This is a genomic window from Lysobacter sp. ISL-50 (assembly GCF_018612875.1).
Lineage (GTDB): Bacteria > Pseudomonadota > Gammaproteobacteria > Xanthomonadales > Xanthomonadaceae > Lysobacter.
Genome location: NZ_JAGGRI010000059.1, coordinates 41,244 through 54,234 on the forward strand (window position 1 = coordinate 41,244; position 12,991 = coordinate 54,234).

9 protein-coding genes are annotated in these 12,991 nt (G+C 66.7%); 2 read left to right on the forward strand and 7 right to left on the reverse strand.

Features of this window, described 5'->3' with window-relative positions:
* Window positions 1-53 precede the first annotated feature (53 nt).
* The 3 genes from J7J50_RS23675 to J7J50_RS23685 all read right to left on the reverse strand — a co-directional run bounded on the left by J7J50_RS23675 (window position 54) and on the right by J7J50_RS23685 (window position 2,120).
* Window positions 54-455 carry a DUF3037 domain-containing protein gene (locus tag J7J50_RS23675; RefSeq protein ID WP_215056067.1) on the reverse strand — a complete coding sequence of 134 codons (402 nt, stop codon included), beginning with the start codon at window positions 453-455 and terminating at the stop codon, window positions 54-56.
* Window positions 433-1,209: a HipA family kinase gene (locus tag J7J50_RS23680; protein WP_215056066.1), complete on the reverse strand. Its 777-nt coding sequence runs from the start codon at window positions 1,207-1,209 to the stop codon at window positions 433-435. The genes J7J50_RS23675 and J7J50_RS23680 overlap by 23 nt, the downstream gene beginning before the upstream one ends.
* Before the next feature lie 218 nt (window positions 1,210-1,427).
* Complete coding sequence (locus tag J7J50_RS23685; protein WP_215056065.1) at window positions 1,428-2,120, reverse strand: NAD(P)H-dependent oxidoreductase; 693 nt, start codon at window positions 2,118-2,120, stop codon at window positions 1,428-1,430.
* 134 nt (window positions 2,121-2,254) lie between these two features.
* On the opposite strand from J7J50_RS23685, the gene gcvA reads away from it, so the two are divergent.
* Window positions 2,255-3,151: a transcriptional regulator GcvA gene (gcvA, locus tag J7J50_RS23690; RefSeq protein ID WP_251044634.1), complete on the forward strand. Its 897-nt coding sequence runs from the start codon at window positions 2,255-2,257 to the stop codon at window positions 3,149-3,151.
* 220 nt (window positions 3,152-3,371) lie between these two features.
* On the opposite strand, the gene J7J50_RS23695 is transcribed toward gcvA, so the two are convergent.
* Entirely contained in the window at window positions 3,372-3,779 is a 408-nt protein-coding gene (locus J7J50_RS23695; RefSeq protein WP_215056064.1) for a 4-oxalocrotonate tautomerase family protein, read from the reverse strand.
* 130 nt (window positions 3,780-3,909) lie between these two features.
* On the opposite strand from J7J50_RS23695, the gene J7J50_RS23700 reads away from it, so the two are divergent.
* Complete coding sequence (locus J7J50_RS23700) at window positions 3,910-4,773, forward strand: LysR family transcriptional regulator (RefSeq protein WP_215056063.1); 864 nt, start codon at window positions 3,910-3,912, stop codon at window positions 4,771-4,773.
* An 867-nt stretch (window positions 4,774-5,640) separates the two neighbouring features.
* Here the strand turns inward: J7J50_RS23700 and J7J50_RS23705 are convergent.
* The 3 genes from J7J50_RS23705 to J7J50_RS23715 form a co-directional block, all read right to left on the reverse strand.
* Window positions 5,641-5,835, reverse strand: coding sequence for a hypothetical protein (locus tag J7J50_RS23705; protein WP_197414784.1), 195 nt, complete (start codon window positions 5,833-5,835; stop codon window positions 5,641-5,643).
* Window positions 5,836-6,148: 313 nt separating this feature from the next.
* On the reverse strand, window positions 6,149-9,907 hold the full coding sequence (locus J7J50_RS23710) for a hypothetical protein (RefSeq protein ID WP_215056062.1): 3,759 nt from the start codon (window positions 9,905-9,907) through the stop codon (window positions 6,149-6,151).
* An 11-nt stretch (window positions 9,908-9,918) separates the two neighbouring features.
* Window positions 9,919-12,991 (reverse strand): OmpA family protein (locus J7J50_RS23715; protein ID WP_215097574.1); only part of this gene is annotated, 3,073 nt, incomplete at its 5' end.

Below are 12,991 nucleotides of genomic sequence, written 5' to 3' on the forward strand. Positions count from 1 at the left end.
GTTAAGGACGGACGCGCAGGTAAATGGGCCGAAATCCGCGAGGCCGCAAGCGGCTAACTGCGCGGCTTCGCCACCCGCACCATCCGCTCCAGCAGATGCTCGACGATTCCCTCCGGCTGCAGGCAGCGGCCGGTGTGCACCGGCGACATCTGGATGATCGAGCTGCGCTTGGCGGTGAGCCAGTGGAAGCGCGCGCGCTCCGGCAATTGCCCGATCGGGCCGGAGTCGCGGCCGCCCTGGCAGATGCGTTCGATCGCCTGCAGATGCAGGCGCACCGCTTCGATGTCGGTGCTGGGATCGATCGCGTGCAGGCGCTGCGGATCGAGCTCGATGCCGGCGACCAGCAGCTTGGCCTGCGGGCACGACACCAGCACGCCGACGTTGACGAACTCTTCGCGTTCGACCCGCGGCACCACGCGGATCACCGCATAGTCATAGCTGGAGCGAGCGGGCATGGATCGCCTCCTCGACGAAGGCGCGCGGCGAGGCGACGCGGCGATTGAGATAGTCGGCGTAGGCGCGGCGGTGTTCGCCAGCGTCGCTGAAACCGGGTTCGTCGGTCAGCCACGAATCGGGCACCAAGCCCACGATCGACGCCACCAGCTCCGGCGTGACGAGTTCGGCCATCTGCGCATCGACCTGCGCGATCTCGCTGGCCAGCGGCAACAGCACGTGATCCTTGACCGGCACGAAGCGGCTCGCGGCGGCATGCGCGGCGTTGGCCCAGTCGTGATGGAAATACAGGGCGGCGCCGTGATCGATCAGGGTCAGCCGGCGATGCCACAGCAACATGTTGGTGTTGCGCGCGGTGCGATCGACATTGGTCACCAGCGCATCGAACCAGACGATGCGCGAGGCGAGCTGCGCGTCGGGCCGGTCCACCAGCGGGTCGTAGTTGACCGAGCCGGGCAGATAGTCGAGGGCGAGATTGAGCCCGGCGCTGGCGCGGATCAGGTGCTGGATTTCCGGATCGGGCTCGGTCCGCGCCATGTCGGCGTCGAGTTCGATCAGCACGATCTCCGGCACCGGCAGTCGCAGATGCCGCGCCAGTTCGCCGGCGATGATCTCCGCGATCAGCGCCTTGCGGCCCTGGCCGGCGCCGCGGAACTTCATCACGTACAGCCCTTCGTCGTCGGCCTCGACCACGGCCGGCAACGATCCGCCTTCGCGCAGCGGCGTGACATAGCGGGTGGCGGTGACGGTCCTCAACACGATCCGGGCCTGCGACGAAGCGGGAAGCGCGGCGAAAAACCTGCGCTCAGGCCGCACACATTAGGTTGCGGGCGGGCAAAGCGGAAGGGGCGGCGCCGGATCGTGCGCATGCGGTGTTGGCGAAACGATGCGGTTTGCGCGGCCGTCGCGGCGATGGCGGGTATCGGCAGCGATCGCCGGCGTTCGACATCGAACGCCGGCGCTGGCGCGGATGCTCAAGCCGCCGCGCGCACCTCGCCCTCGCCCGCCAGCCGCTCGACCAGCGCATCGACCTGCGCTTCGGCGCGTTCGATCGACGCGCGCAGGCGTTCGTCGGCGAATTCGTCGTACTCGATCGCGACCGAATGCGACTGGGTGATGCCGAGGTAGCGCATCGGCGTCAGCACGCCCGGTTCGACGTGATTCATCGCTTCCAGCCGCTCGCCCGCGCCGTAGCCGTAATCGCCGCGCGAACTGAGCAGCACCAGGCGCTTGCCGGCGTCGGCGAGCAGCGGCCAATACGGCTCGCCTTCGCGCGTGCGATCGAAACCGAAGGTGCGCCCGACCCGCACGACGTTGTCGATCCAGGCCTTGAACTGCGCCGGCATGCCGAAGTTGTACATCGGCACGCCGGCGACGATCACGTCCGCGGCGAGCAGTTCGTCGATCAGGCGGTCGCTTTCGGCCAGGGTCTCGCGCATCCAGGCCTCGCGCTTGGCTTCGGGGGTGAAGGCGGCATGGATCCAGCCGCCGGTGACCGGTGTCGGCGGGTGCAGGCCGACATCGCGCACGACGACTTCGGCATCCGGATCGAGCTCGCGCCAGCGCTGCACGAAGCGGGCGCTGAGGCGGCGGCTGTGGGAGCCGTGGGGCTGGCGGTCGGAGCCGCCGGAGCGGGCGCTGGAATCGATATGGAGCAGGCGGGTCATGGCGGGTCTCGGCAGGTTATGGATGAGCCCTGGTCGGCTTGGATTCGGCCCCGGGGCACGGCAGCCATGTTGAAACCCATCGAATCAAGGCACAAACTCCGATTCCTCAGCCGATAAATGAGTACATCTCACCCATGCCCGGACGCCGACTGCCCCCGCTGGGCGCCCTGCGCGCATTCGAGGCGGCCGCGCGCCTGCAGAGCTTCAAGCGCGCCGCCGAAGAGCTGTCGGTGACGCCGACCGCGATCAGCCATCAGATCCGCGCCCTGGAAGAGCAGATCGGCGTGCGCCTGTTCGAGCGCCAGACCCGGCGGGTGGCGCTGACCGCGGCGGCCGAGCGGCTCTACCCGGTGTTGCGCAAGGGCTTCGACGCCTTCGCCGAGGCGATCGCCGAGTTGGCGGTGCGTTCGCAGCGCCGCGCGCTCACGCTGTCGGCGACTTTGTCGTTCACGGCCAAGTGGCTGGTGCCGCGGGTGGCCTCGTTCCGTCAGGCCTGTCCCGACCTGGACCTGCGCCTGCACGCTTCCGACGATCCGGTCGATCTGCGTGCCGGCGTCGCCGACGCGGCGATCCGCTACGGGCGCGGGCCGTATCCGGGGCTGGTCGCCGAGCGTCTGATCGAAAATCGCTTCGCGCCGGTGTGCAGCCCGCGGCTGGCGCTGGCGCAACCGCAGGATTTACGCGGGCAGGCGCTGCTGCATTCGGAATGGCGCCACCCGACTCTGGACACGCCGAGCTGGCGCGCCTGGTGCGAGCGCGCCGGCCTCGACGGCATCGATGTCGAGGCCGGTTTGCGCTTCACCGACGAAAGCCACGCGATCCAGTCGGCGATCGCCGGCCATGGTGTGGCGTTGTTGAGTCTGGCATTGGTCGCCGACGACCTCGCCGCCGGTACCCTGGTGCAGCCGTTCGGGCCGGTGCTGGAGGGATATCCGCACTGGTTCGTGTATCGCGAAGGCGAGTTGAGCGACGAGGTGGCGGCGTTGCGCGATTGGCTGCGGGCGCAGGCGGAGCTTGCTGGCGCGGGATGAGCGGCCGGCGGGGCGGATCATGAGGTTGGAGCTAGGATCGCGGCGGTGCGATCGTGGATCGCATATGGCCAGCGAATCCAGCCCGATGCGCGCGCAATCGCCGTGGCCCTGGCGCCGTCGCCAGTCAACGCATGCGCGGCTGAAACCAGTGCGCAATGCACATGGCATTCGTCGCGCCCGCAACTCGCGGGCGCGACGATTGGACACGACGCCCGCGGGCTTAGGTCTTGGCGCTCTGCGCCAGTTGATAACGACGCTCCTGGGTCAGCCCGCCATAGCCGTAAGCGGCCGCTCGCGCATCGATGACGTAGATGTACGAGGTTTCGTGCACATTGCCGATCAAGGCCGACAGCCGCGCGTGGACTTGTTCGAGATAGCGCGCCTTCTCGCCCTTGGTATTGGTCTCGTCGGTGATGCTGATGTCGAGGTGGAAAGAGTTGCGGCCCCAGTCCTCCAGCGAGCGCCCGTCGATGAACCAGTGGGCGCGGTCCACGTAATGCACGGCGGTCGCGATCAGCTCGCGCGGCTTGCCCAGCACCTCGACGGTGATATCGGCGATCAGGGCGGCGGCGCGGCGGCTGAGGTCGGCGTCGGGGGTTCCGGAAAGTTGCAGGTTCAGATGCGGCATGGCGGCGGACTCTGGGCGGGCCGGCATGACTCGGCCCCGGGATGCAGGCTTAGATTAAACTTGCCTTGACCATCGGAATAGCGGGAAGATCAGAACCTATCCATCGGCCGAACCGATAGCCGGAGCCCGCATGCGCAGCCTGGATCTCGAACAACTCAAGGCCTTCGTCGCTGTCGCCGAGGCCGGCAGCATCTCCGGCGGCGCCGGGCGCGTGTTCCGCTCGCAGTCGGCGGTCAGCGAACAGATCCAGAAGCTGGAGTCGTCGGCCGGGGCGCCGTTGCTGCTGCGCTCGCGCAACGGCGTCGCGCTGACGCCGGCCGGCGAGCGCCTGATCGGCCACGCCCGGCAGATGCTCGCGCTGGGCGAACTGGCCCTGCACGACGTGCGCAACGAACTGCGGCGCACCGACGTGCGCCTGGCGATCAGCGACTACTTCCGTCCGGACGAAATCGCCGGCCTGCTCGCGCATCTGGCCCGGCATTGCCCGCAACTGCGGCTGCAGGTCAGCATGGGCCAGAGCGCGGCGCTGGCGCACGGCCACGCCGACGGCTTGTACGATCTGACGCTGACGATGGAAGTCGACAGCGCCCAGCGCGGCCGCGCGCCGACGCGCGTGGCGGTGTTGCGCAAGGAGCCCTTGTCCTGGGTCGCGGCGCCGGGGTTGGACCTGCGCGGCGAGACCGACCTGCCGCTGGTGCTGCTGCCGCCCACCTGCAGCCTGCATCAAACCGCGGTGCGGCGGCTGCAGCATCAGCGCGTGAGTTATCGCATCGCCCACACCGGCAGCGGCGTCGCCGGCGTGCAGGCGGCGTTGCGCGCGGGGCTGGGTCTGGGCTGCCTCAACGCCTCGGCGATCGGGCCGGGGCTGGCGGTCGCGCGTTCGAACCGACTGCCGAAACTGCCCGGTTGCAGCTTCGGGCTGTTGTTGCCGCCCGGCGATGCGCCGGTCGGTCTGCATGAGGCGGGGTCGGCTTTGCAGGCGTTCTTTCGTTGATTTTTGTCATTGCGTGGACAAGAAGGCTTGATGAAGACGATGGCGACCACGCGGGTGTTGCTTTATTTTGCTCGTCATTCCCGCGAAGGCGGGAATCCAGGGCCTTTCGCGCGGGAACGCCTGAAGTCTCTGGATTCCCGCGTTCGCGGGAATGACGTCCTGGAAAGATGGCGCTGAAGTCTCTGGATTCCCGCCTTCGCGGGAATGACGTCCTGGAAAGATGGCGCTGAAGTCTCTGGATTCCCGCCTTCGCGGGAAGGACGTACTGGAAAGATGGCGCTGAAGTCTCTGGATTCCCGCCTTCGCGGGAATGACGACCTGGAAAGATGGCGCTGAAGTCTCTGGATTCCCGCCTTCGCGGGAATGACGACCTGGAAAGATGGCGCTGAAGCCTCTGGATTCCTGCCTTCGCGGGAATGACGGACTGGAAAGATGACGCTGAAGTCTCTGGATGTTCGGCTACGCCGAAGTAAAGCGGAGCCCGCCTTCGCGGGAATGACGGCCTGGAAAGATGGCGCTGAAGTGTCGGGATGCTCGGCTACGCCGAGGCAAAGCGAAGTCTGCGTTCGCGGGAACAACGCGCGAAAAGCGCGGATGTTCGACAACCGAAGCAGAGACTCAGGACAGTCCTAAACGACCCGGCCCGCATCGCGGACACGTCGGTCGTCGTAGCGCGTACCGAGCGGCACCCGCGAAGGCGAACGCCTCAACGCGGCGATTGCCGGTAAATTTCATTACACACGCCGCGCTTGGCAACGGCGCTTGACGCACACCTCGCTCAACCGGCCGAGCCGCTGCAAGCGGGCCACGGCGACCTCGCTACCACCCCGCCGCATCTTCCGGAATGCGACGGACCGGAGTTTCGGGTCAGAGCAGCATCAGTTCCGAGCGTTCCTTGGTGCTGTTGTCGACGAAGAACATCTTCTTGCCCTTGTCGGCGCGGTCTTCCACCACTTGATACAGACGCAGCGCCTGACGGATCGCCGCGGTCTTGCTGACGCCTTTGCGCACGCACAGCTCTTCGAGGAACTGCATTTCACTACCGGCCAGGTTAAGGGTCATTCGACGCCGGGTTTCTTTCATTTCACACCTCGTGGGTTGACTTAATTGATCAAAAGGCCTTGCTGCTGTTTCTATCCGGCCAAAGGCTGAAACATGGTTTGTGCGCTTTTGTCTTCCTTCCTTGGCGAAGATTTCGCACTTCGCATCTACTAAATCGCTGTATGCCCACGAAGGCGGACAGCGCCGCGCGCAGATCGGGACGTCCGGCTCGTCTTGTCCACGGCTGCGACGCAACCGTGTCGAATGAACGCGCCAGCCGCATCCGCGCCGCCCACGACGGCAACGCGAAATAGCCAGAACGCGGCCGCCTTCATCAGTAGCTCCCGACCATGTTCAGGAACCAGCCGCGATGGTCGTAATCGAAGTCGGTGAGGTCGTCGCTGAATTCGGTGAAGTTGTAGCCGACGCCGACGCGGAAGTTCTTGCCGATATCGCGATCGATGCCGAGCAGCAGGCCCTGCTTGTCGCCACCCTTCTTCACGCCCAGCCAGCGGTACTCGGCCAGGCCGTGCCAGACCTGGGCGAATTCGTAGCGCGCCTGCGCGGCGCCGAAGGTGGTCGCCGAATCGGCCCACTGACCCTGCAACCGGCCGTAACGCACTTCGCCCTCGCGCCGCGCGAGCTTGCCGGCGAATTCCCAATGATGGTTCGGGTGGTAGATGCCCTCGAACGACAGCACCTGGGTGCGCTGATCGTAGCTGGCGATGTTCGGCCCGACCTGCTCCAGCGCCGAAACGTCGTACAGGAAGGTGTACTTGCCCAGCAGCGCCCAGCGCGTGTCGTTGTAGGGTCGCCAGGAGAAGCCGACGTTGCCCTCGACGAACTTGGCCCCTGCCTGGGCGTCGATGAGGTCGCGGGTCTGCGAATAGTTCAAACGGCCGGCGATGCGGAAACTGTCGTTCAACTTGTGCAGGAAACGGTTGGAGCTGGTCCACTGCTCGCGCCGTTCCGCACCGCTGTCGCGCCGCCATTCCAGCTTGCTCGACCACTGCGTATCGACCGAGTTGCGGCCGCCGCTGACGCTGACCGCGCGGCGGTTGACCTGCCCTAGCTCGGCGGCGCGGTCCAGCGTCGCCTCCTGCAAGGTGAAGCCCAGGCTCCAGCCCTCGCTCGGATAGAAATCCATGCCGTAGGTGTGGGCCAGGCCGGATTCGTTCGGCGCCTTGAGGAACTGGCTTTCGTTGAACAGGCTGACCTGATTCGACAGGCGCCAGCGCTGGCCCAGGGTCCAGCCGGAATTCAGGCGGTCGTTGAACAGCGGGTCCTGCTCGCTGGTGTTCGCCGAATAGGTGTAGCTGCCGTAGAGCGTGTGATCGGGCGCGAGGCGGTACTCGGCATCGACCTTGGCCGCGTCGCCGCGGTCGCCGCTGGTGACTTCGGCGCCGACGCTGGAACGATCGCCGAACAGGTACTTGGCGCCGAGGCTGAAGGCGTCGTTGTCGGCGTACTTGCCGTGATCGTCATCGACGGTGACCTGGGCGGTGCCGAACAGTTCGAGCTGGCTGCCCACGCGCTGGCGATATTCCAACGCGGCCAGGGTGCCGGTGGCGTCGCCGCTCAGGCGATTTTCCTGCACCGTGCGCACTTCGCCGCTGAGCGTGATGTCGTCGTTCAAGCGCCATTCGCCGGTCAGCTGCGACTGGGTGAACGACTCCTTGCCGCGCTCGGCGACGCTGTGGCGGCCGAACAGGCGCACCGCCGGGGTGAGTTCGCCGAAGAACTCGAAGCCGCGTTCCTCGACGGCCTGATCGGTGTCGTAGCGTGAGATCGAATACCCCGCGCCCACGTGCCGGCGCCATACGGCGACGGTCCACTCGTTTTGTGTCCAGCCCAGTTCCTTGAAGTTGGCCCGCGCTTCGGCCGAGCGCGCTTCGCCCTCGCGCGCCAGCAGGCCGGAGTTGAGTTCGCGGAAGCTCAGGCCGCCGTTGTCGGAGAAGAAGATCGGCGCGCTGGTGGCCTGACTGCGGCTGCCTTCCAGCTTGAGGTAGGTGCCGCGCCCCGCCTGCAGGGTGAGGTCGGCGCCCTTGAGCGTGTAGTCCTCGCCGTCGCGGTTTTCATCGACATAGGTGCCGCCGACCGCGAGGTGATCGCCGAACCAGTGCTTGCCGCGGAAACCGGCCGAGACGTTGTCCACGTCCAGGCCGTCGGGCACGTATTCGTAATCGACCAGCAGGACCTGCAGATAGCCGTCCAGCGGCGTGTCGTGGGTCAGGGTGCGCAGGCCTTCTCGCGAAACCTGCGACAAGGGCTTGTCGAGCAGGATGCGCCCTTGCAGCTCGTCGATTTCGTAATCGGCGCCGCGCATCAGATCGACGCGGTTCTGGACCCGGCCGGTGGTTGGGTCGCGGACTTCGACGGTCAGCTTCTCCGAGCCCGGCAGGATGTCGCCGTGCTTGAGGTAATACAGGCGTCCGCCGGTGCCGATCAGCTCGGTATGGCCGGGCGCGGTCTGCGCCTGCGAACCGAACAGGCGCAACTGCGTGCCGGCGTCGCCGAGCGCGGTGGTGCGCCGGCTGCGCCAGTCGAGCGCGCCACCGTACAACGAACGGTTGTATTGCGCGTACTCGGTGCCGGTGAAGCCGGTATTGAAGTTGCCCCACAGCGCCTGGTTCTTGTCCCAGTCCATGCGCAGGTACAGCCGGCCCATGGTGTCGACGTCGCGATAGGTCGTCGAGTCGTCGCCGTAGACCGGGTAATACAAGTCCGGGTCCAGGCGGCGGAACACATCCTGCGGGTCGGCTTTCCAGAAGCCGTTGAACAGTTGCCCGACTTCGCGTTCCTGGGTGTCGGCCTGGGCGGTGATCAGGTACTTGCCCCGCACTTTCCCCTTCAGATAGAAGGCCAGACGGCCGTCGATCAGGAAGCCGTCGTCGAAACGCTCGTTGTCGCTCACCGGCTCGATCGAGCCGGTGGCATGGGTCTTGGACGCGGTGACATCGGCCAGCGCCACCGCGAACATGTAGCGGCCGGTGACATCCACATCGAGCGAACGATGCAACGGCGGGCTGCCCTGGGCGCCACCAATTTCGATATCGAAGCGATGCTGGCCGACCGGCACCAGGTACTCGGCGACCAGCTTGCGTTCGATGTCGACCGGATGCGGGCGGCCGTTGATCTTGATCGACGCGCGATCGGCGATGTTGCGTCCCTGGATGCGGATGCGCGAGCCGTAGATCGGGATGTTCTGCTGACGCAGGTTGTCGCGGCCGAAGATGCTGTCGATCTGGTTGTTCTGTTCGGCCTCCTCCACGCTCAGCGAAGCGCCCAGTTGCTTCTGGGTGGCATCGCGCAGCACCTGCGCGCCGCGCTCGGCTTCCTCCGGCCGCACCAGTTGCAGCCGGCTCGGGAAGGTTTCGTCGAAGCTGTCGCCTTCGCCGTAGGCGCGGACGATGTAGATCAACTCATCGCCCGCGCGCAGGTTGCGATCGCCCGACATCGCGCCATCCCACTGCACGTCGCTGACGCCGGCCAGCGGCAGGTCGATCCTGGCGATCGGCTCGACCAGATCGGCGTCGGTGGCGCGATAGATCAGCACTTCAGCGCGTTTGATGAACGCCGCGTAGTTGTTGTACGCATAGAAGCGCACCGGCTTGCTGATCTTGGTGCCGTCGAAAGCGACCAGCGTCGGCGCCGAGACGGTCATCTGCGGACGGCCGAGGTTGGGGTCCTCGGTCGCCCAGATCGCGCCGCCGCCGGGCAGTTGCAGCGACCACTTTCCGACCACCACCGCCTTGCCCGGCAGCGGCTTGTTCTGCCAGGCCGAGTTGACGTCCTCGGCCTCGACCGTCACGCGACGGTCGGGCTGCAACACCTCGGAGGACGATTTCTCGCTGGTGCCGTGGGTGAGCGGCTTGCGCTCGCCGCGCGTGCGCAGTTCGAACAACACGCCCTGGTCGCTGGCGCAACCGCCGTCGTCGCAGTTCACCGTGTTGCCGCCGTCGCCGGGCGCGGACTCCGCTGTTTTCGACGGGGGGGAGGTCGGTGCCGTCGGCGGCGGAGTCTGCGCGCCGGCGACGCGAACGACGCCGGTCAGGATGCAGATCAAGGTGTAATCGAGCAGTTTCATCTTCATGGCAGGCCCCCTCACTTGCCCGGCTTATCGGCAGGGGCTGCCGGGTCGTTGCTGATGTCCACGCGCAAGTGCTGGCGCAGGTCCGGACTGGCGTGGGCGACGATCGCGTCGAACACGGCCTTCGCGCGGCGCAGGCCGAGGTCGACGTTGTAGGCATCGGACGCGCGCAGATCGGTGTGGCCGGTGATGATCACGCGGGTTCCGCGCAGTTGCTCCATCGCCGCGGCGATCTTCGCGATCACCGGCTCGAACTTCGGCTTGATCGTCGCCTTGTCGGTGTCGAACAACACCGTGCCCAGCAACGGCCATTCGGCGAAGCCGATCACCATCGAGGTGGGATCGGTGACGTCGGTGCGCACGCTGACCTGCACGCTCCTGAGCAGCTTCGGATCGAGCATGCCTTCCAGCGACTTGCGCACCGCGAGCGCGCGATCCATCGCCAGCGCTTCGCTCTCGCCGTTGGCGGTGATGACGATTTCGCCGCCGCCGTACTCCTTCACCTTGGTCGCCATGTTCTCGACCGCGGGCAGGTAAGCCGGGGTGACTTCGGCGCTGTCCGGAGTGAACAGTACTTCGCCGATGCGCATTTCGACCTGTTCGGTCTGGGTGCTCTGGCCCGGCGGCATCTTGACGCCGAAGTCGAAACGCACCGGGACGCCCGGGGTCAAGCGGCGCACCAACGGGTTGTCGGTGGTGAGCTTGGCGCCCGGCGGCAGCGTGGCCGGATCGACCTTGAGGATGAAGTTGCGGCCGCGTTCCCACGCACCGCCCGCCACGCCTTCCAGGTGATAGCGGCCGAACTGGTCGGTCTCGATCAACAGGCCTTCGACCGACGCGACGCGCACGCCGGGGATGCCGTGTTCGTCGATGCCGTGATTGCTCACGACATAGTCCACGCGGTAACCGTCCTGGGTCTGAGCGATGCGACGCTCGACCTTCGGCTCGGCGCCGGTGAGCCCCTTGGCGGCATCGCCGTCGCGTTCGACGCGGGTGTTGCCGGCGGCGTCCATGCGCAGCGTGACGCCCTGGGCCGTGGTCAGCACGAAGTCGTCGCTGAACTTGGCCTCGCGCAGCAACTGGCTGATCACCACGGCGTGCTTGGCGACCGGGTCGGCCTCGGACTGACGGCCGGCGATCTTGCCCAACACGATGCCGTGCAGCATCGGCGAGCTGGCATCGGGCTCGGGCTTGGCGCCGTCGCCGTGATCGACCGTGGTCGAGTTGGCGACATACGCATCCGCCGCGAAACCGCCCTGCACGCGGACCTGGGTCAGGTCGGCCGGATCCTGCCAGCCGTCCTCATCGCGGTCGTCGAACACGGTACCGAGCAGCAACGATTCGTCGAGCAGCGGATCGGCGACCAGCCGCACTTCGGCCGTGGCCTCGTTGGAGCGCTTGCCGCCGTCCTCGGCGTAGGCGTGATTGATGTGGGTGCCCGGACGCACCCCGGCGCCGACACGCAGCAGATACACCACGGTCGCGCTGTCGCCGGCCTTGATGTCGATCTGATCGACCTTGATCGGATAGCTGCCCACCTGACGGCCGGCACCATCGCGATCGGCGACCTGCAGGCTGCCTTCGACCAGGGTGAAACCGGCCGGTGGCGTATCGGTCAGCGTCGCGTCGATGGCGTCGGTGATGCCGATGTTCTTGATCGTCACCGTGTAGCGGACCAGGTCGCCGATCTTCACGTCGCGCGGATTGACCTGCTTGCTCACGAACAAGTCGCTGCTTTGCTCGGGTTCGACCGGCATCAACGCCAGGCCCTGGGCCGTCGCGGTGCCGCTGGTCGAGCCGCCACCACCGCCATAACGCGCGGTGACCGTGACGACGTTGTCCAAGGTGCCGCCGGCATTGGCTTCATCGCGGGTGATGGTGTGCGTGTACGGATTGCAGTCCGTGCTCGCACCCGGTGCCAGCGTGGTCGCGCCGCAGTTCAGCGAGGTCGCCGGATACGTCTCCAGCACGTCGCTGGTGCCCATGTCGTTCAAGGTGATGTTGCCGGTATTGGTGATGCGCACCGTGTAGGTGATCACGTCGCCGACATTGCCCACGCCCTTGGTGCCTTGGTCCAGAGTCAGCGTCGCGACCTTGACGATGGCCACGCCAGGACGCGCTTCGATCGGCGTCTTGACGCTCGGGTTGCACAGCGGATCGGTCGAACCCGGCGGGCAGACTCCCGGCGTGTCGGTCTTCACCGTGGCCGTGTTGACCACGCCGCCGGCATCCGCGTCGGCCTGCTGGACCTTGTAGGTACCGGTCAGCACGCAGGTCGCCTTCGGCGCCAGTGTCGCGCAGGTGATCGTGTTCGGCGTCAGCTTGACGTCGCTCACCACCACGTTGGCCAGATCGACATTGCCGGTGTTGGTGGCCGTCACGGTGTAAGTCAGCGTGTCGCCCACGCTCACCGTGCCGCTGCCGTCTTCGTCGGCATTGCCGGTCACCGCTTTCGTCGAGCTCAGGCCCGGCTTCTGCAGCACCGGTTCTTCATGCTTCGGGTTGCACTCCGGAGCGGTCGAACCTGCCGGGCAGACGCCCGGCGTGCCGGTTTGCACCGTCGCTGTGTTCACCACCGTGCCGGCGTTGCCGTCGGCTTGCTGGACCTTGTAGGTGCCGGTCAGCACGCAGGTCGCCTTCGGCGCCAGTGTCGCGCAGGTGATCGTGGTCGGCGTCAGCTTGACGTCGCTCACCACCACATCGACCAGATCGATATTGCCGGTGTTGGTGGCCGTCACCGTGTAGGTCAAGGTGTCGCCCACGCTCACCGTGCCGCTGCCGTCCTCATCGGCATTGCCGGTCACCGACTTGACCGAGGTCAGGGCGGGCTTCTGCGGCACCGGTTCTTCGTGCTTCGGGTTGCACTCCGGAGCGGTCGAACCCACCGGGCAGACGCCCGGCGTGCCGGTCTGCACCGTCGCCGTGTTCACCACCGTGCCGGCGTTGCCGTCGGCTTGCTGGACCTTGTAGGTGCCGGTCAACACGCAGGTCGCCTTCGGCGCCAGCGTTGCGCAGGTGCCGGCGGTGTAACCGGCCACGTTGGCTTCGCTCAGGGTGTAGGTGCCGGCCGAGACCGCTGCATCGGTC

Bases quoted from the DNA above. Each gene is read 5' to 3' on its own strand.
- J7J50_RS23695 (WP_215056064.1), bottom strand. From the start codon at position 3,779: ATGCCGCATCTGAACCTGCAACTTTCCGGAACCCCCGACGCCGACCTC.
- gcvA (WP_251044634.1), top strand. From the start codon at position 2,255: ATGCCCGGACGCCGACTGCCCCCGCTGGGCGCCCTGCGCGCATTCGAG.
- J7J50_RS23685 (WP_215056065.1), bottom strand. From the start codon at position 2,120: ATGACCCGCCTGCTCCATATCGATTCCAGCGCCCGCTCCGGCGGCTCC.
- J7J50_RS23710 (WP_215056062.1), bottom strand. From the start codon at position 9,907: ATGAAGATGAAACTGCTCGATTACACCTTGATCTGCATCCTGACCGGC.
- J7J50_RS23700 (WP_215056063.1), top strand. From the start codon at position 3,910: ATGCGCAGCCTGGATCTCGAACAACTCAAGGCCTTCGTCGCTGTCGCC.
- J7J50_RS23705 (WP_197414784.1), bottom strand. From the start codon at position 5,835: ATGACCCTTAACCTGGCCGGTAGTGAAATGCAGTTCCTCGAAGAGCTG.
- J7J50_RS23675 (WP_215056067.1), bottom strand. From the start codon at position 455: ATGCCCGCTCGCTCCAGCTATGACTATGCGGTGATCCGCGTGGTGCCG.